This is a genomic window from Geoalkalibacter subterraneus (assembly GCF_000827125.1).
In the GTDB taxonomy this organism is placed as follows: Bacteria; Desulfobacterota; Desulfuromonadia; order Desulfuromonadales; family Geoalkalibacteraceae; genus Geoalkalibacter_A; species Geoalkalibacter_A subterraneus.
Window position 1 is genome coordinate 2,472,149 of the sequence record NZ_CP010311.1, and the last position, 19,349, is coordinate 2,491,497.

Sequence of the window (19,349 nt, forward strand, 5' to 3'; positions counted from 1 at the left end):
TCACAGAAAAATCGAATGACACCCAGGATCAGTAAGTTTTACAAAAAGAGCCGATAGGCCGGATTGTTCGTTTCCTGCTCAAAACGGTAGCCCAGCTGCTTGAGAAATCTCTGGAAATCGGTTTCCTGCGTCTCTGGGATTTCAAGACCGATCAGAACCCGGCCGAAATCACCCCCCTGTGTCCGGTAATGGAACAGGGAGATATTCCAGGTCGCCCCCATGGCTTCCAGAAATTTCCCCAGCGCTCCGGGGCGTTCCGGAAACCAGAATCGATACAGCACCTCACGGCCGGTTTCGGGGGCGCGCCCTCCAACCATGTAGCGGACATGGGTTTTGGCAAGCTCGTTGTCGGTCAGGTCAAGATTTTCGAAACCGGCAGCGCGTAAACGGCAGCCGAAACTGTGACGTTCCTCCTCGTCTCGAATGGCAATGCCTACAAAGATGTGCGCCGCATCTCGTCCGGAGAGGCGATAATTAAATTCGGTGATATTGCGCCCCTCCACATGATCCTGACAGAACCGCTTGAGGGCGCCGGGCTCTTCCGGGATGGTGACGGCAAACAACGCCTCCTGTTTTTCGCCCACCAGGGTGCGTTCAGCCACGTAGCGCAAGCGATCGAAATTCATATTGGCGCCGGAGTTGACCGCCACCAGGGTCCGACCGGAGAGCTTTTCACGCCGCACATATTTTTTCAGTCCGGCCAGGGCCAATGCCCCCGCCGGTTCAACAATGGAACGGGTGGCCTGGTAGACACTCTTGATGGCGCTGCACAACTCATCGGTATCGACACGGATAATCTCATCGACGTAGCGCCGACAGAGATCAAAGGTCTGCTTGCCGACCTCGCGCACCGCGACCCCGTCGGCAAAGATCCCTACCGAATCGAGTTTCACGCGTCGACCGGCCTCCAGCGAACGTGCCATGGCATCGCTGTCCGCCGGCTCGACACCAATAATTTTCACATCGGGGCGCAGAGCCTTGAGAAACACCGCCATGCCGCCGATAAGCCCGCCACCGCCTACCGGAACGAACACGGCATCGACGCGACCGGCGCTCTGCCGCAGTATTTCATCGGCGACAGTCCCCTGGCCGGCAATAACAAGTTCGTCATCAAAGGGATGAATGAACGTCATGCCCGACTTTTCGATCAGCTCGGCGCAACGGTCAGCCGCCTCCGAATAATTGTCGCCATGCAGAACGATATCGGCCCCCATGGCTGCGACGGCGTCAACCTTGATTCTCGGCGTGGTGGCGGGCATGACGATGGTCGCCCTGATGCCCAATTGGCGCGCTGAAAAAGCCACCCCCTGGGCATGATTGCCGGCCGAAGCGGCGATCACCCCGGCGGCGCGCTGCTCCTCGGGAAGGTTGGCGATCTTGTTGTAGGCGCCGCGCAACTTAAAGGAGAATACCGGCTGCAGATCCTCGCGTTTGAGCAGAATCCGGTTGCCGAGGCTGTGTGAAAGACCGGGCGCCTCCTCAAGGGGTGTCTCGATCGCCGCTTCATAAACACGGGAAGTCAGAATCAATTTGACGAAACGCTGCATTTGTGAGTGCTCCATGGGAAAAACAAAAAGGCTTCTTCACCTGCGTAAATACCGAGAGAAATAAGGGAATAACACGAACCATGCTTTTTTGTCACGTGCGGGTGTTTTCCTGCTGCGTCTCGAGTACCGCGCTCCCCCTCCCGCCCTCCCCCCGCTGGGGGGAGGTGATAATCTTCGGTCGGGTTCTGTATCAGGGAAACTAGCTGTCGACAAATCTGTATACAGTATTCTATAATGACGCGCGCCGGAGGTTACGTGGTCGCCCGTCCCGTGGGCGGGCGCGACTTTAATACCCATGAGCAAAGGAGAGAAGACATGCCTGAATTTGTGTACCAGGAACCTTTCCCACTGAGTCAGGATCAGACCAAGTACTACAAGATCCCCGATTCCGAAAAGTACGTATCGGTTGCCGAATTTGACGGCAAGCCGGTTCTCAAAGTCGATCCCGAGGCCCTGACGGTGCTTGCCAACCAGGCCATGAAGGATGTCTCTTTCCTGCTGCGTCCCGAGCACAACGAGCAGGTTGCCAAGATCCTCACCGACCCGGAGGCCTCCCCCAACGACCGCGGCGTCGCCATGGCGTTTCTGCGCAACGCCGAAATTTCTGCCAATTTCGAGCTGCCCCTGTGCCAGGATACCGGCACCGCGACCATTGTCGGCAAAAAAGGCCAGCAGGTCTGGACCGGCGTCAAGGATGAAGAATACCTCTCCAAAGGGGTTTACAAGACCTACACAGAAGAGAACCTGCGCTACTCCCAGACCGTCGCTCTGGATATGTACAAAGAAAAGAATACCGGCACCAATCTGCCGGCCCAGATCGATGTCATGGCCACCGACGGAGACGCCTACAAGTTCCTTTTCATCGCCAAAGGCGGCGGCAGCGCCAACAAAACCATGCTCTACCAGGAAACTAAAGCGCTGCTGACCCCCGACAAGCTGTATAATTTTCTCGTTGAAAAAATGAAGACTCTGGGCACCGCAGCCTGCCCCCCCTATCATATTGCTTTCGTTGTGGGCGGTACCAGCGCCGACGCCGTTATGAAGACGGTGAAACTCGCCACCGCCAAAGAACTCGACAACCTGCCGACCGAAGGCAACGAGCACGGCCAGGCCTTCCGCGACATCGAGCTTGAGGACCGCCTGCTTAAAGCGGCTCAGGATCTAGGCATCGGCGCCCAGTTCGGCGGCAAGTACTTCGCACATGATGTGCGTGTCATCCGCCTGCCCCGCCACGGCGCATCCTGCCCCGTCGGGATGGCTGTTTCCTGCTCGGCCGACCGCAACATCAAGGCCAAAATCACCAAGGACGGGCTTTTCGTCGAAGAAATGGACCGCAATCCCGGTCGCTTCATCCCCGAAAAGTATCGCGGCAAGCACGCTCACGGCACCAAGATCGACCTCAATCGCCCGATGAAAGAGATCCTGGCGGATCTCTCCAAGCTCAAAGTCGGCGATCCGCTACTGCTCGACGGAACTATTGTGGTCGGCCGCGACATCGCCCATTCCAAGTTCAAGGAGATTCTCGATTCCGGCAAGCCGTTGCCCGAATACCTGAAAAATCACCCGATCTACTATGCCGGACCGGCCAAAACCCCCAAGGGCAAACCTTCAGGATCCTTCGGTCCCACCACCGCAGGCCGCATGGACAGCTATGTCGAGTTGCTTCAGGCTAACGGCGGTTCGATGGTCATGATCGCCAAGGGCAATCGCAGCCAGCAGGTGACCGACGCCTGCAAGAAGCACGGAGGCTTCTACCTCGGCTCCATCGGCGGCCCCGCTGCGGTGCTGGCGGAAGAGAACATTAAGAAGGTCGAGTGCATCGACTTCCCCGAACTCGGCATGGAAGCGGTCTGGAAGATCGAAGTCGAAGACTTCCCCGCCTTCATCCTGGTGGATGACAAGGGCAACGACTTCTTCAAGCAGCTTGGTCTTTAATCCAGAATTTTAAAGACACAAAGCCCCGGAGCTTGATGCCCCGGGGCTTTTTTTAAACCTCGAACACAGCAGAGGGAATAACCGGTGTCCGATCATCCTGCGACAAGGCCTGAAATCTCTTCTCTAAACGAAAAATTCATGCGCCGCGCCATCGCGTTGAGCACGCAGGGTATAGAGGCTGGGGATGGTGGGCCTTTCGGCGCCGTGGTTGTCAAGGACGGAATCATCGTTGGAGAAGGATGGAATCGCGTCATCGCCACCAACGACCCCACCGCCCACGGCGAAATCGTCGCCATTCGCGACGCCTGCAGCCGCCTCAACACCTTTGAGCTGGCCGATTGCGACATCTACACCACCGGCGAACCCTGCCCCATGTGTTTGACCGCCATCTACTGGGCGCGCATGCGGCGCATATTCTTCGGATTCACCATTGAAGACGCAGAGAGGATAGGCTTTGACGACAACTGCTTTTACCGGGAGATTAACAAGAGCAGGCAGGATAGAAGCATTCAGTCCATTCAACTTCTGAAAGACGAGTCCATGCAGGTGGCCCGGCGCTACATGCAAATGCCCGATCGCACTTTATACTGATTCCGCCAACGTCACTATCCAGCAGACATGCTCGACGAAAACCCGGGGCACGCCCCCTGCTCAACAGCTACCCGGCAACAACCCTTCCCAGAACCCGGCTGACCTCGTTGAAATCCACCGGTTTGCTGAGATAATCGTCCATGCCCGCCTCCAGAAAAACCTCGCGGTCCCCCTTCATGGCATGAGCGGTCAAGGCGATAATGGGCACTTCTCTTTTGCCATCATCACGGGCACGGATAGCGCGCGCCGTCTCGAGACCGTCCATCTCCGGCATCTGGATATCCATCAGGATCACGTCGAAAGAGCGCTCATCCAACACATCCAGGCAGGCCCGCCCGTTGGTGACACTGACCACGCGGTGTCCCTGAGCGACCAGGAAGCGTTCGAGAACCAGGCGATTGATACGGTCATCTTCTGCCACGAGTACATCAAAAGGCCTGTCATTCAGTGCTTTTTCCCCAGACTCCATCATCGTATGACCTGTTTTCTTCTCGAGAACATCCTGCTCACCAGCACGGTTGACGTGGCAGGTAAAAGAGACCCGGGTGCCCTGGCCTGTCGCGCTTTCAATGCGTACCCGGCCGCCCATCAGCTCGACGAGCCGCTGCACAATCGCCAGGCCCAGCCCCGAACCGCCGTATTTGCGGGTGTGGCTGCCGTCGGCCTGGGTGAAGGGGGTAAACAGCTCCTGGATTTTAGTCTCCTCAATGCCGATGCCGGTATCCCTGACGGAAAAACGCAGAACAAGTGAATCCTGAGGTTGAGAAGAGGGTGCAACCTTTGTGCAAATTTCAACCTCGCCCTTCGCGGTAAATTTGACGGCATTGCCCACCAGGTTGAAAAGCACCTGCCGCAAACGCCCTTCGTCACCGACCACAAGAGGCACTTCAGGGTCGATTGTCCAGGTCAGATCAACCTGCTTTTCGCGGGCTCCAGCCTGAAAAATGCTGACAACTTCCTCGACCGTAGCCGCTGGATCGAAACACTCCCGCTCCAGCTGCAACCGCCCCGCCTCAATGCGTGACAGGTCGAGAATATCGTTAAGAATGCCCAGCAGGCGCTGCCCGGACCCCAGGGCGGTCTCGACGCACTCGGTCTGCTCCGGATTCAACCCCTGGCTGCGCAGATGCTGCAGAACCCCGAACAGTCCGTTGAGGGGGGTGCGGATTTCATGGCTCATGTTGGCGAGAAACTCGCTTTTGGCGCGGGTGGCCTGTTCAGCCGCAGCCTTGGCTGCACGCAGCTCCTGCTCATCACGGATGCGTTCGGAAATGTCGCGCAGCAACACCTGCACCGCGGGTCGGCCATGCCAGGTGACGCCGCCGGCGGATACCTCCACATCAATAATGGAACCGTCAAAACATTGCCAGCGCTGATGATCCGGAGGACTCTTTATTTTAAACTTCAGGACGCGCGCGATGCGCTCCCGAACCCGGTCATGCAACTCTTGATCGATGAAATCAAAAGGGGTGCGGCCAATGATCGATTCCATATCCGGAGCACCGAGAAGTTCGCGCGCCGCCGCATTGGCATAGACAAACCGCCCTCCGGCATTGACAAGAATCGCATCGGGAGACAGATCCGCCAGGGTGCGATAACGCTCCTCGCTCTCCTTTAAATCTTCCTGGGCCTGACGGCGGGCGCTGATTTCGCGCAGAGTCGCGATGAGGACCGCTTTGCCCTGCAGTTCCGCTCGCCGCATGTTGATTTCACTCCAGAACAGGGAACCGTCGCTGCGGCGAGATCGCCACTCAAAGCGCACGGACTGCCCTTCTGAGGCCCGTCTTATCAACGCGGCTGCATCCTGCTGAGTATATGGCGGCTGATTCTCACTGAGGTCGCCCACTGTCATTTCACGCAAGCGCTCGGACGGATAACCGAACATTTCCTCGGTTCGAGCATTGACGTCGAGAATCGCTCCCGTGTCAATATCATGCAGAAAAATCGCATCGTCAACGCCATCGAAAATGGCGCGAAAACGGACTTCACTTTCGCGCGAAGTCCGTGCAGCCTTTTGCTGCTCGGCGAGAGCGCGATAGACCATCACATAAAAAAGCCCTGCCGTGAAAAGGATGAAAAACCAGCCTTTAATCGTCTGTAAACGAGCTAGATGGCGTGTATCGACAGCAATCAGCGTAAGGAGTTGATCGGAAAAAAGAATCCAGAGCAGGCCAAAAAGGGCGTAAAGACTCGCTGCCTTGAGGGCTTGCGAACGGATTGATGCAGCGGATGTCTTGGACATGTCGCTCCCCAAAACTGGAAGAAAAAAATTATCGGGAAATATACACGATAATATTATGTTTATTAAGCATTTTTTGCGCCAAAGACGACATAAACGCTCCGAAATAAGCGATCTTGCTCCTGAAACAAGTCGGGGTATACTTGGCACAGACCTCTTTCAGATCTCAATTAAGGAGTTGCAACATGAAAGTCTGGCCCGGCCATCCCTATCCCCTCGGCGCCACTTACGACGGCTCCGGAACCAACTTTTCCCTGTTTTCGGAAATTGCCGAACGTGTCGAACTGTGCCTTTTCGACCCGGCGGATAACGAAACCCGTATCGAACTTCCGGAAGTGACCGGATACTGCTGGCACGGCTATCTTCCGGAGGTCGAACCGGGGCAGCGCTATGGATTCCGCGTCCATGGCCCATGGAAGCCGGAGGAAGGGCACCGCTGCAATCCGGCCAAGCTGTTGCTCGACCCCTACGCCAAGGCCATAGAAGGAACGATCGAATGGGATGAGGCGGTGTTCCCCTACCAGTTCGAGGAAGGACCCGATACTCCGAACGATCTGGACAGCGCGCCCTATGTCATGCGCAGCGTCGTCCACCAGCCGCATTTCGACTGGAACGGCGATCGCCGCCTGCAGATTCCCTGGCATGAATCCGTCATCTATGAAACGCATGTCAAAGGATTGACCGCGAGTCATCCCGACATTCCGGAGGATATCCGCGGCACCTACGCCGGCCTTGCCCATCCGGTGGCAGTGGACTATCTTAAAAACCTCGGCGTCACGGCAGTGGAGCTGCTGCCGGTTCACCATTTCATTCACGATAAGCATCTGGTCGACAAGGGATTGCGCAATTACTGGGGGTACAATTCCATCGGATATTTCGCGCCCCATAACGAATATGCCGCCGATAAGCGCCCCGGCGGCGTAGTGGCTGAGTTCAAGAAAATGGTGCGCGCCCTTCATCAGGCCGGTATCGAAGTGATCCTCGACGTCGTCTACAACCATACCTGCGAAGGCAACCACCTTGGACCGATGCTGTGCTTCAAGGGGATCGACAATGCCTACTATTACCGGACCATGGCCGATGATCCACGCTATTACATGGACTACACCGGCACCGGCAACAGCCTGAACATGCGTCACCCCCACGTGCTGCAGCTGCTGATGGATTCGCTGCGCTACTGGGTGCTTGAGATGCACGTCGACGGCTTCCGCTTCGACCTGGCTTCCACCCTGGCGCGGGAGCTGCACGACGTGGACAAACTCTCTGCCTTCTTCGACCTGATTCAGCAGGATCCGGTCATCAGCCAGGTGAAGCTCATCGCCGAGCCCTGGGATGTTGGCGAAGGCGGCTACCAGGTCGGCAATTTCCCCCCGGTGTGGAGCGAATGGAATGGCCGCTACCGCGACTGCGTGCGCGACTTCTGGCCGGGACGCGACGAAGCCCTGGGAGAGTTCGCCGCACGCTTCACGGGAAGCTCCGACCTCTACGAAAACACCAGTCGCCTGCCTTTTGCCTCCGTTAATTTCATCACCGCGCACGACGGTTTCACGTTGCGCGACCTGGTGTCCTACAATGAAAAACACAATGAGGCCAACGGCGAGGACAATCAGGACGGCAGCGACGACAACCGCTCCTGGAACTGCGGCGCAGAAGGGCCGACTGACGATCCCGATATTCAACGTATGCGCGCACGCCAGCAACGCAATTTCCTCGCCACCCTGCTGCTGTCGCAGGGGGTGCCGATGCTGCTGGGGGGCGATGAGATCGGCCGCACCCAGCAAGGCAACAACAACGCTTACTGCCAGGACAATGAGATCTCCTGGTACGACTGGGACAAGATCGACGAAGACCTGCTTCAATTCTGCCGGGATCTGATCTCTTTTCGCGCCCATCACCCGGTATTCCGGCGGCGGCGGTGGTTTCAGGGGCGGGAGATTCACGGCGCCGAGGTCACCGACATTGCCTGGTTCACCCTCGAGGGCGAGCAGATGGATGAGGAAAACTGGGGCGAAGGCTATGCCAAGACTTTAGGAGTCTATCTCAACGGCAAAGCCATCCCCAACCCGAACCCCAAAGGAGAGCCGGTCACCGATGACAGCTTCTACCTGATCTTCAACGCCCATCACGACTCCCTGGAATTTATTCTGCCCGCACAATCCTGGGGGCGGAACTGGGTCATTGAATTCGACACCTGCGACGGCTGCCATGAAACATCCCAATCGTATGAAGCCGGGAAAACGATTAAAGTCGACGCACGTTCATTGACGGTGCTGCGCTGCACCGACGAGGACTGATCGCATGGGTTGGCTGTCTGAACGGTGGGAGGACCTGATATCACGAGGGGCCACTCAAGGGGACGCTGGTAACTTATGTAACTTTTTCCCCATCCGCAATTGCCCACATCTTCCGAATCGCTTTGATGACCGTAACGTACGTGCGGCCGCTCATTCTTCCCAACGCCATCAACGCCGACTCGAGTTCTTTATGCGCGCCTTCGAAAAGTTGCGCTTGGGCGGCATTCGGCCGCCTACTGCTACACGAGGCAAGAACATCGTGGACAAAACCGAGCCGATTGGTTTTACCAGGAAAGGTCTCGCACCCCTCGATGCCTCGAGCCATGACGTGATGGGATAAGCCCGGTGCCTGGATTCTCGGTTGCCGTGGCATGATTTCCCTCTAATTGCATCAAAACACGAAAAGTTACAAAAGTTACCTGCGTCCCTAACGGTCTGGCCCATTTTTGCAGCATCACTCGGCGCTGAAATCAAACCGTAGATTCGACCCGGTAGTGATGAGGTTGAGATTCGGGCCGCGCTTGAGGCGCGTGGGGCGGAAGTCCTTGACTTGGGCGTTGGCCAGGTTGATTTCGCCGTCGAGGGTGACGTTGTGCCAAAGAATATGGTTCCCTTTGAAATTTTCACCTTCAATTTGGTTGATTTCAGAATCCTGTATGATCATTTCTTCTGCTGAACCGTCCCAGAGAGAAAGGTAATGGATTCGGCTGTTAACAAGTGTGACATGAGGCATATTTGCTTCGCTGAGGCCGAAAACAAAAAATTCCGAGTCACGGGCAGAAACTTTTGGGATAACCGACCTTGCAAAGGACACTTTCATTCGACTATTGGAGATGCGGACATTGGCAGCCTGCACCGAGGCCAAGGAAACTCCACGTACCATGTCAACATCTTCAAAAGTAATGCTTTTGGCCGATGCCTGATTGAACCGTACAGGACTTTCACCTTGCTTGGCCCGGCGGAGGATAATGTCGGAGAAGTGACTGTAACCAAAGTTAACTTCTTCCAGCGTACCCCCTTCAATCACAAGTGATTGCAAGTTGTCTAGACCCATCATGTTTACGCCAGAAAGAATTGTGTTTTTGAATTTAAAGGGTATCCTGCTGTCGGTAAAAGAGGATCTCCTTGTAAAGTCAGATAATTCAATAAATAGTTCATTTCCTTCCAAACCATCAAACTCACTCTCAATCGACTTGCTGTTAATAATTTTTACATTGATGACTATGCTTTGAAGAAAATTAGATTTTATAAATTCACAATCTTCGAAAACTGTGTCAGTAAACTCAGCTTCCCAAAATTTACAATTTATGAATTTGCAGTTGATAAATTTTGTTTTTCTGAATTTCGAGTGTTCGGCAGTGATATTTTCAAACGTGACACCTTGAAAAGTTGCACCGTTAAAAATCACCCCTTCGAGATCAAAATCCTGAACTTTTAAATTTTTCAATTCAACAGAATTGGTATTTGTATATTCGTTTAGTTTTTTTACATCACTAAAATATTCTTGCCAGTTTTTACGGAAATCATTGTCAAATACGTTCATGGCTAAGCTGACTCCAGAAATAAAAAATAAAACTAATAACGCTAAAAAAATAACTTTTTTCCAAAACATGGTTAATTATTCCTTTGGCGAAGCTGGTAACTATATTCTCGAGACCAAAATTTTGCTCGCCACTTATGGTCAGGGATTTCACCATTTTCTTTATGCCGCATAATCCGCCACGTCGAGGGATTCTGCAAGGCACTTGCTGAATTAGAGATATCTTTCCCGCTGTGATTATAAAAGCCAACCTGGATGTTCCAAGGCGAGTCAAAATCGTAGTCACTGAATCCATTGCGATCCGTTAAGCACCCACCGTTAAATTTAATCGACAGAAAAATCGTTGGAATCGCGTAATCCTCTTGCATCTGAAGAATTAAACGCCGGCTGAAAGAAATACGGATTTTCTCTCCTCCGCCCACTGATGATAGACTGGCTTTGAGTGGTTTTAAGGGGACGCTGGTAACTTATGTAACTTTTCCCCCATACCCAATTGCCCATATCTTCCGAATCGCGTTGATGACTGCAACGTACGTGCGGCCGCTCATTCTTCCCAACTCCATCAACGCCGCCTCGACTTCTTTATGCGCGCGTTAGAAAAATTGCGCTCGGCGACACTCCCCCGTCTGCTGCGACCCGCGGCAGGGTCATCGTGGACAAAAACGAACCGATCGGTCTTCCCATGAAAGATCTTGCACATCTCGATGCCTCGAGCCATGACGCGATGGGTTAAACCCGGAGCATGGATTCTTGGCTGACGTGGCATGGCTCCCTCCTGATTACATAAAAAACACAAAAAGTTACAAAAGTTACCAGCGTCCCTTGGTATGGAGATAGTCGCTGCGGTCGAATTCCCCGGTGGCGCGTTTGAGGTTGTCTTCCCAATACCCGGCGACTGGCTGCAACAGCCTCCTACCGATCCGCCTCCCACATCTTGTTGAGTTCCTTCGTTTCGGAATCGTACTTATAAACAATAATGCCGCCTCCATACTGCTGGCCCATGACCAGAATGCCCGCTTCGGGTGCGGTGTCCATGGCGGCGTTGCGATGGTAGTCGCGCACAGCGGGCAGGGGGTCGCGGCCCAGGTAGAGGTATTTCAGCGGCAGGGGGCTGTTGATGTGGTAGAGCACGGCGTAGGGAGAATTGGTGAGAAAGCAAAGGTAATGCTCGGCATCAATAAAGCGAATGGTTAGAATCGCCTCATTGGAGTTGAGGTCGGGGGGCGTTGGTATCAGACCTGTTTTATCGTACCACTTGTCAGGATTGTCACTTGTGTCCTTTGTCCAGATTCCATGGAAAAGACTGGCTAGGCGATGGACTTCTGCACCGGTGTCGGTGCGCCAGGCAAAACCAAGCCCATTCTCGCAGCCGCCGACCACAAATTTGCCATCAGGGCTCAATGTGGCTGTGGTTTTGACGGAGTTTCCGGGGAATTTGAAAAGTGGGTGCTCGGACGGCAATTCCCACAGAACCACACCGGCGTAATTACTGAAAATCTGCTCGGGGTTGACTGGTGGAGTCTCCTGGATTGGCTTCTTGTCGCGCGTATCAAGACCGCTTCCAGCAGACAATAAATATCGCGCATCGGGTGACAAGGTGAGATTGATTAGCTTGCCGGTGCCGAGAAAACTCGGCGAATTGCCGTCTTGCTTGATGGGCTGCAAGTCTTCGCCATGTCCAAAAAAGATATTCCAGGTGGCGTCACTGGCAACATATCTGCCGAGATCGGCACTTAAGACATGTCCATAAGTGGGAAAATGCTTGAAAGTTTCGACGATTTTTCCGTCGAGGTTTTGGACGTAAACCACATCGTCCAAATCCTGCCAGACAATGATCTCGCGCCCTTTGACGAAATAGGCACTGTAGATATTGCTATTGTCCGCCAAAACTTGCTTGGTGCGATTTTCAATATCCCAGAGTATCAAACGGTTGTCCTGATGTGAACTCACGGCATACCTGCCGTCCGCCGAAACGCTCACGACCATGAGAATTGAAGGAGCCGCCTGGGTGGCTTGCCCATCTGAGCGGCAGCCCGCCAGAAGCAGGAGCGAAAAAATAGCGATTAAGGCTGCGAAACGCTTCATCGGTAGGCTCCAAACCCTGTAGAATCAAGAAGCAATGCCATAATCCGGTCCTGATAAACCTTCGCAAACAGCAAGTCGCTTGGAATCCTCATCCCCGAATGACTGAACAGCCAGAGGTTTTGGTTGACCAAGGCGAGCTTGCCCTCGTCTCGCATACGCCGAACAAACAAATCATTCTCAATCTCTGGCCCCTCATACCCCATGGCAGGGCGCGGCTTTTTGTTCTCGTACTCGGTCCGGGCCAGCGCCCGAAAGGTTTTCATTGAGTCGACGGCCATCTCCCGGGTGATGCGCTGACCATAGAACATAGCGCCGAGGCCCGGCAACGCGTATTCGTACCGCCTGGGCAGAAGATGGTCGGTGAACAGGCCGTTGCCGTCCCGGGCGATTTCTTCCTGAAGTGCCTGTTCGATCCTTGGTAGATTGTCCTGGATCCAGTTGCTCGCTTTTTGTACCGGGGCGCGCGTCGGCGAGGAAATCACCTCCGTGCCCGGCGCACCCGCAATGGTCGCAACATTGTAAATGCCCCCCATTTTTCCGCTCAGAGCTTCCCGCCACTCCCCCGCCGCAAGATCTTCTTGGAAAGATTGATCGTCGGCATGGGGCCCAAGTATATTGTCGCGGTTGGAATGGAGCACGACGATTTTCTTGGCGGCGCGATGAGCGTGGATGAAGTTCCAGTTGCGCAGGACGCTCGAGTCCTTGCCGGGATCGCTGGAGAGGGCCGTGTCGGGCACAGCGGGCTGCCACATGAAGGCGTGGGCGATGCACTCCAGGCGCCCGGGCATTTGGCCCAGCAGATTCATGGCGACCAGCAGTACGCGGTTGCCCAAGCTGTGGGCGATAATGTTGACGGCGATGCCTGCGCCGACCAGTTGATCAATGAGTCCGGCCAGTACGAAACCGGCATCATTGGCTCTGCTTTCTGCGGCCATGTAGTCGAGCGCAAACACATCGCCTGACCAGGCCAGATGAATCATCCGGGTGAATTTGCGGTAGTCGTCGCGGTTGAACAGCCCAGTGGCGCGGTTGAGGTTGTCTTCCATGTGGATGAACCAGTTGTGACCATCACTGCCGTTGAGATTCTCCAGGTCGATGCCGGCATACAGATGAGGATACCGTTCCTGCCAGCGACGGTATTGGCGCGCCAGGGTGTCGCGGTCGCGATATGTGGTGGCAAACTTGTCGTTATAGGATAGCCGCGGGGCTATGGTCTGGTTTCGCAAGATGTCGTGGCCCCAGTCAAACAATTGCACATGGTGGGAGAAACGGCCATAGGGGACATTGAATCCATGGATGAAAATGGTGGCGTTGTTGCCGTTTTTTTGAAAGTAGCGGAGTTCATCCTCCCGTAAGAGATCGCGTGCCGAGGGATCGGCGCCGGGTTGGCGATCTTCGCGCGCATTGACGATGACGGCCGGTGCAACGTCCCAAGAAGTGCAGCGCGGACGGGGGCTGGCAATGCGTATGATCGCCTCATTGGAGGGGTTTGTCAGTTGGGTACTCATGGGCATTACTCCCCGGCCTCGAAAAACATGGGTTCACCGTCGGCCAGTAATTGCCAGGGACCGACCGGGACTTTCTCGAAAATGACCTCTCCTGCCCGAATCTGGGACACGTGGCAACGCCCGCCTGCATCGACCAGATGATAGGCACCACCGTCGTGCAGGGGCAAGCCCTCCCAATTTCTGGGCGTGAAAATCAGTGTCGTGGTGAGGTGCAGTCCAGGGGATCGCGCCGAGCAGGCCGCGCCGACGACCACCTCGAAGACGTAGGTGAGGGGCTGCGGATCAAGGGCGTTGGCGTCGTTGTACAAATCTTCCTGAACCTGCTCCGCCGAGCGCTGCCAAGACAGACGATAAAGGCCGAAGCCGTCATCGAGGGTGAAGGGGATCCGGTCGACCTGGCGGCTGCTTCCATCGGCATTGACCTCGAAAATACGCACTTCACCGCCTTCACCGCCGCGAAAATTCTTGACCGTGAACAGCGCTTCAGCTGGCTCACCCAAGGGCACGGATTGGCTGCCCCAGGCCGGATAGACGATGCAGGCATCCCCCTCGTGCGCCAACACATTGATCGCCTGCGCCTCGAGCGGCTTGGCAACACCCGTCGCCGGCATCGCTTCCGCCCCGCCGATCTGGTAACTGGTGGGTCCGTTGAGACAGGCGCCGCCCTGGCCGGCAAAGCTCACGCTTTTGCCGTAGATGCGCACGTCGCCTGCGGCAGTGACGATGAAGCCGCCGCCGTTCTGGGAAAAGGTTATATCACCGCCGCCCTGGCCCTGAATGTCGATCTTCCTGGCCGCTTGAATGTGAACGGCACCGTTGAGAACGCTGAAGGTCGCCTCGGGGCCGCGCACGGTGAGATTCTGCCCCCTGGCAACATCGAATCGCAGACACTGGGCGCTTGTCATTTCGGTGTTCTGGGCGCTCTCCAGGTTCAGGTTTGAGGCGGCCTGATAACGGTGATCGCTGGCGGCCTGATGATGGATTTCGGCGCTGCGGGTTCGGGTGGCATGACGATTTTCGACGGTGTGACTGCGATCGCTGCCGCTTTGCTCGGTGAGGCTGTCGCCGCATTGAATTTTCTGCGTCTTTTCGGCCCGTATCTGCATGGCGCCCTGGTGGCTGGCTAGCGCGATGCGATGACCAAGGGCTGTGGCGTTGAGTTCGAGGATATTATTACCGGCGAAGGTGGAGAGCCCTATGACCTCATGCTCGCGGCGGTCATCCATGAGCAGCTGGTTGTCAGCGGCTGTGCGCAGGATATTCTGCGCGGGATTGTCCCCTGTCACAGGACTGGGTGTGGCCGGATTGGGCAGCGCGCCCATCAGGACGGGACGGTCGGGATCGCCGTTGAGACAGCTCAGCAGCACCTCGGCCCCATCGCGCAGCGGCGAGTGCCAGCCGCAAGCCTGCTCCCCCGGCGGTCCGCCGAGAGGCGCAAGGCGATGCAGAGGGATACTGGCTTCACCAAGTGCTGCCGCGCCCTGGTCGAAATGGGCGCGAACCGGGGTATGTCCCTGTTCATCGAGGGGAGCATAGGTCCCACTGCCTTCGATGCGCGCGCTGAAGGTAAACGGGATGCGGGGGCGTGTAGGCCACGGGGGCCGGAAAGGGATCTCGCGGGGGATCAGATTTGCCTCGCAGTTCAAGGCCAGATCGTCCCCCGCGGCCTGGGCGCCCGCCCGCTGGCTCAGTTGCAGGCTCACCTCTTGAACCAGATAATCATCACCATACTGTTGCAGGAAAACGCCAGCGTCCAGGCTTATAACCTGTCCGACGCGCAGATCGGCCACGTCGGTTTGCGCCTGCAGTTCAAAGCTGCAAGCCTTCGCTTGCTGCGCTTCGGTGCGCGCGATCTGCTCGGCTTCGTTGAGATCCTCCACACCGGTGGCGTACCGATAGCGGCGCATGCGCCCCTGCCCGCCGTTTGAAGCCTGCGCGTACAGGGAACAGGAAGGCTGCAGCCGGCTTTTCTCCTGCACCTCAAACAGATCGGCCACCATCCGCCGGCGCACCTGCAGCGCACGCACGCCGCAGCTCTCAGGTTCCATCCCCGCCCCAGGCCGATATTGCAGCGCTGCACCGGGCCGCTCGCAGAGATTCCCATTATGGTCGCTGAAGCACAACAACTCACCGTCGGTGCCCGCCTCGCTCCAATAAAAAATCCCCGCTCGGGCCAGCAGGCGAGAGATAAAATCAAAATCGCTCTCATTGACCTGCAGTGTCCAGGGCTGCACTGGATAATGACGGCTCAAGCGCAGGCGCAGGCGGTCATCGACGATTCCGTGTGACGCCAGGACCGCCCTCAGAATCTGCGGTAAACTCTGATGAAGAAAGATGCGCGTGTCATGCTGCAGACGCAGACGCGCCAGAGAAGATTCCACGGTGAGACTGAAACAGCGGCAGCCATCATGGTGGGGATCTTTTTCCTCAAGAGAGGTCACCACGCCACAGATGATGCGACAACCACCGTCGCTGCCGACAATCGAAATCCGCGCCGGCAGATCGAGCAGCTGCGCGCAGGAGATTTCCGGTGCAGTAAGAATATCGAGATGATAACAGAAAGGCTGGGAAAGTCCTTCTCGGCCCGAAAGAGCCAGAGCGGACAGATCGAGGCCGCCCACCTCGACGGACAGGCGGGCAGAGTTGAAAATCGATGACATGCTCCCCCTCCAGGGATAAAACCATTTCAGTAAAAATTGCAGCAATAAGCGCACAGGGGCTCATTAATACTCGTGCTGCAGAAAAAAATCAAGGATTTTACTAATAGGAGGCGGGATCAACGGGGGCTCCGAAGAATCGGAGCCCCCCTGTATTAATCAGGCGCTGCCGAAATTGCCGACCAGATGCGGATATTTCTTGAGGCCGGGAAAACCGTGCTGGCCGGCAGCATCTCCACATGGGTGTAGATATTGATCCCCTTGCCTTCGGTCTGTTTGAGCAGTTCCTCGAGCAGCTTGAGGTCATGACCGGAAACCAGGATCGCCTTGCCCGCCTGCACGGCACCAGCGTCAACAACGCCATCCTCATGCTCGATTTCGTCATCAACGCCGGCCGCGGCGCCATCCGCGATGTTCTCGATGCCGAGGCGGCTGTGTTTGAAACCCGCTGCCTGCTGCATCAGGCGGAACGGGGCATTCTGATTGCACGGCTGGCCGAAGGGCTGGCCCGTGGCAGCCTGAACGCAGAACAACTGCATCGAACCGTTCAGGGGCAAGACTGATGATTTTCCCGGTCGCTGATCTCTTCTCCCGCCAGCAGCTCATTGAGCGACTGGGCGTTATATCCCCTTAAAATGTCCTGATGGGTCAGAATCACCGGCACGATCGGCTCCTGGTCCGGAAAATGAATGCGGTGGATGGCCAGCAGTTCCTGGTAGGCCTGGCGGCTCGTCGTGATATTGCGAAGATGCGGCACGATCAGGGCATCGGCCAGGATATCGAGGGTATGGGCACAATAGGGGCAACCGTCCCTGATATAAACGACAACCTCCCCTTCCGGCACCTGCGGCACGCTAATACTGGGATCGGCCGGTGGCAGAGTCGTGCATCCCGCCAGAAGCAGGAAGAGCAGCAGTAGTCCTTTTTTCATCCGGCATCCTTTGTAAAGGCTTAAAGCTTCAACGCAGAGTCGCGGAGAAGCTGAGGCGGAGAGAAAAGCAGAAGTTCCGGTTCAGAAGTAACGGTTCAGGGACAGCATGATTTCCGCCTTGGACTGGTCGAAGGCACGCTCCCAGCCGGCTTTTAGAGTGACTCCGCCTTCACGTGACAAGCGGTAGTTCTGTTCCAACACGGCACGATAGTGTTCATGCTCTTCGAAACCGTAGAACAGGGCGCCGCCGTGCAGATGTGCTTTCCAGTCGCTGGTCAATTGCAGCAGGCAACCCAGGGTCGGCCCCGCCCCTAGGGACACTTTATCTCGGAAACGGTCGCTGAGATTCAGGTCGGCGTCGGCCATCAGATAGAGCAGAGCGTCCGGGCCCAGATTCCAGGCCATCCCGCCACCGGTATTGATCCCCACGTAAAGAAGATCTTCGCCATCCGTAAAAGGCTTGCGCTCCAATCCGCCGCGCACCTTCCACGAAATGGGAGAGAAGAAAAGGTCGCGCGGCGCCAGGGAGAAGATATCGACCAGGTGCAGGTTTTCCAGACGCAGGTTGTTGCGCTCTGGAAAATAGCGCGCCTTCAGTGAGATGAAATTGATCTGGGCGCCCTGCGTGAATCCCTCATCGGGGTCGAGCAGATCATGATAGGCCGCCCGCCAGTTGAATTCGAGAAAGTAGCGGCTGTCGCGCGCACCGGCGCCCAGCGCCCAGCGCCCGGGGGCATGCCCCAGCTCCGGGGGTACGGGGCGTGGTACTTCAACCATCTCATCCTCGGTTCCCAGAGCGCTGCGTGCGGCCAGAACCGGCAGATAGCGCTTCTTGTAACGATCTTCTTCAATCTCCTTGCGGGAGAAGCGGTATCGCAGGTACTCCGCCGACAGATCAAGGATCTGACGCTGTTCCTGAAGTGAATAATTCTCGGCGAGTTCACGGGGTGACGCCCCCGCGACGGCAATGGCGTGAGATTTGCGGCGGGCAGATTCATCCAGCAGAGACGCTTTGTGTTCGATGCGCGTTGCCAGCGAGGGGCGGTATTTGACCTCCTCCACCAGCCCGGCTTCTTTGACGGACACAATGGTATCGGAGGGGATCACCCAGAAGGAAAACCGATCATAGTACGGCTGCGTCAGGTTCAATTCAGGACGGGCCGCTTCGAGCAGATAGAGCAGCAGGAAGGAGCAGTTTTCATCGAAGAAGAAATAATCGGAGGCGATCCCCTGCATCTCCCAGCTGTGCAGGACCAGGCGTCGCACCTCTTCAGGTTCCAGGTTCAGCCGGTATTCCCACACATCGCGATGCTCCAGCGAGCTGTACTCGTTGAGCTTTTCGTAGTAGGGCAAAACCGTGAAATAGCCGTCATAGAGTCCGAAAAGCCCTTTGAAGGCGTAGATCAGGCCGTTGGTGTCGGTGGAAAACGCCGCGTAATTGATGGCGTGGGACAGCAGTTCGCTCTGGTATGAGCTGCCGATGCGCAGCAGGGTGTGGCCGAACATGGACGCCGGGCCGTTGTTATGGGCGGCAGGGAAAACCAGCACCGCCGACTGTGGATCGACCTTGGCGAGAGCTTCGTCGCGTTTGACGCAATCGGGGCGCGAGAGAATTTGCGGATCGACATCCAGCGACTCCACCAGCCATTCGCTGCGGGCCGGGTAGCGGCAGATGAAGTGCTCATCCCCCTGGTCGGGAGGCGCAAGCATTGCCTCGACGGAAGCGGCCAGCTCCGCAGCGGGATCGATCTTGCCCCGGGGAGCGAAGAAATAGTCCGGGTCATCGACCAGGCTCTCATATCCGCTGCCCTTGGCGCGATAGTGCATCAGAACGTGCCAGAGGCGCTCTTCAGCCAGGGCACGTTCCTGCACCATCCGTTTGAGGGAGGTTGCATCGATCGACGGTCCCGTCCCGGCAGCACTGCCCGAAGGCAACAGGACAAGCAGGGAGACGGACACGAAAAAAAGGCATGCGGAAAAAGTTACTCCGCATGCCTTTACTTTTTCATACATGCTCAAACC

Annotated in this window: 11 protein-coding genes and 1 pseudogene; 3 read left to right on the top strand and 9 right to left on the bottom strand. The window is 56.3% G+C overall.

Annotation, left to right across the window (positions count from 1 at the left end; all coding sequences use genetic code 11):
* Positions 1 to 38 precede the first annotated feature (38 nt).
* A complete protein-coding gene (ilvA, locus tag GSUB_RS11490) occupies positions 39 to 1,547 on the bottom strand; it encodes a threonine ammonia-lyase, biosynthetic (protein WP_084211998.1) in 1,509 nt (502 codons plus the stop codon).
* Between the two features lie 315 nt (positions 1,548 to 1,862).
* On the opposite strand from ilvA, the gene GSUB_RS11495 reads away from it, so the two are divergent.
* Together GSUB_RS11495 and GSUB_RS11500 are read left to right on the top strand one after the other, a co-directional pair.
* Positions 1,863 to 3,482, top strand: coding sequence for a fumarate hydratase (locus GSUB_RS11495; RefSeq protein ID WP_040200902.1), 1,620 nt, complete (start codon positions 1,863 to 1,865; stop codon positions 3,480 to 3,482).
* A gap of 84 nt (positions 3,483 to 3,566) precedes the next feature.
* Positions 3,567 to 4,073 carry a nucleoside deaminase gene (locus GSUB_RS11500; RefSeq protein WP_200890140.1) on the top strand — a complete coding sequence of 169 codons (507 nt, stop codon included), beginning with the start codon at positions 3,567 to 3,569 and terminating at the stop codon, positions 4,071 to 4,073.
* Positions 4,074 to 4,140: 67 nt separating this feature from the next.
* Here GSUB_RS11500 and GSUB_RS11505 read toward each other — a convergent pair whose 3' ends face one another.
* Positions 4,141 to 6,315: a PAS domain S-box protein gene (locus GSUB_RS11505; RefSeq protein ID WP_052464881.1), complete on the bottom strand. Its 2,175-nt coding sequence runs from the start codon at positions 6,313 to 6,315 to the stop codon at positions 4,141 to 4,143.
* Positions 6,316 to 6,497: 182 nt separating this feature from the next.
* On the opposite strand from GSUB_RS11505, the gene glgX reads away from it, so the two are divergent.
* Entirely contained in the window at positions 6,498 to 8,606 is a 2,109-nt protein-coding gene (gene glgX, locus GSUB_RS11510) for a glycogen debranching protein GlgX (protein ID WP_040200904.1), read from the top strand.
* Between the two features lie 454 nt (positions 8,607 to 9,060).
* Here the strand turns inward: glgX and GSUB_RS11520 are convergent, their stop codons facing one another.
* The 7 genes and pseudogenes from GSUB_RS11520 to GSUB_RS11570 all read right to left on the bottom strand — a co-directional run bounded on the left by GSUB_RS11520 (position 9,061) and on the right by GSUB_RS11570 (position 19,286).
* Entirely contained in the window at positions 9,061 to 10,218 is a 1,158-nt protein-coding gene (locus GSUB_RS11520) for a pentapeptide repeat-containing protein (protein ID WP_084212000.1), read from the bottom strand.
* 840 nt (positions 10,219 to 11,058) lie between these two features.
* Entirely contained in the window at positions 11,059 to 12,231 is a 1,173-nt protein-coding gene (locus GSUB_RS11530; RefSeq protein WP_040200908.1) for a WD40 repeat domain-containing protein, read from the bottom strand.
* The gene (locus tag GSUB_RS11535) at positions 12,228 to 13,739 is read right to left on the bottom strand and encodes an alpha/beta hydrolase (RefSeq protein WP_040200909.1); all 1,512 of its coding nucleotides are present in this window, start codon (positions 13,737 to 13,739) and stop codon (positions 12,228 to 12,230) included. Before GSUB_RS11535 ends, GSUB_RS11530 begins: the two co-directional genes overlap by 4 nt.
* Before the next feature lie 5 nt (positions 13,740 to 13,744).
* Positions 13,745 to 16,399: a type VI secretion system Vgr family protein gene (locus tag GSUB_RS11540; protein ID WP_052464882.1), complete on the bottom strand. Its 2,655-nt coding sequence runs from the start codon at positions 16,397 to 16,399 to the stop codon at positions 13,745 to 13,747.
* Between the two features lie 159 nt (positions 16,400 to 16,558).
* Positions 16,559 to 16,728, bottom strand: a pseudogene (locus GSUB_RS20115) (hydroxylamine reductase); the annotation flags it as partial.
* 215 nt (positions 16,729 to 16,943) lie between these two features.
* A complete protein-coding gene (locus GSUB_RS11565; RefSeq protein WP_052464884.1) occupies positions 16,944 to 17,327 on the bottom strand; it encodes a glutaredoxin family protein in 384 nt (127 codons plus the stop codon).
* Positions 17,328 to 17,408: 81 nt separating this feature from the next.
* Complete coding sequence (locus GSUB_RS11570; RefSeq protein ID WP_158414078.1) at positions 17,409 to 19,286, bottom strand: Lnb N-terminal periplasmic domain-containing protein; 1,878 nt, start codon at positions 19,284 to 19,286, stop codon at positions 17,409 to 17,411.
* Positions 19,287 to 19,349 lie beyond the last annotated feature (63 nt).

Bases quoted from the DNA above. Each gene is read 5' to 3' on its own strand.
- ilvA (WP_084211998.1), bottom strand. From the start codon at position 1,547: ATGCAGCGTTTCGTCAAATTGATTCTGACTTCCCGTGTTTATGAAGCG.
- GSUB_RS11495 (WP_040200902.1), top strand. From the start codon at position 1,863: ATGCCTGAATTTGTGTACCAGGAACCTTTCCCACTGAGTCAGGATCAG.
- GSUB_RS11505 (WP_052464881.1), bottom strand. From the start codon at position 6,315: ATGTCCAAGACATCCGCTGCATCAATCCGTTCGCAAGCCCTCAAGGCA.
- glgX (WP_040200904.1), top strand. From the start codon at position 6,498: ATGAAAGTCTGGCCCGGCCATCCCTATCCCCTCGGCGCCACTTACGAC.
- GSUB_RS11520 (WP_084212000.1), bottom strand. From the start codon at position 10,218: ATGTTTTGGAAAAAAGTTATTTTTTTAGCGTTATTAGTTTTATTTTTT.
- GSUB_RS11530 (WP_040200908.1), bottom strand. From the start codon at position 12,231: ATGAAGCGTTTCGCAGCCTTAATCGCTATTTTTTCGCTCCTGCTTCTG.
- GSUB_RS11535 (WP_040200909.1), bottom strand. From the start codon at position 13,739: ATGAGTACCCAACTGACAAACCCCTCCAATGAGGCGATCATACGCATT.
- GSUB_RS11540 (WP_052464882.1), bottom strand. From the start codon at position 16,399: ATGTCATCGATTTTCAACTCTGCCCGCCTGTCCGTCGAGGTGGGCGGC.
- GSUB_RS11565 (WP_052464884.1), bottom strand. From the start codon at position 17,327: ATGAAAAAAGGACTACTGCTGCTCTTCCTGCTTCTGGCGGGATGCACG.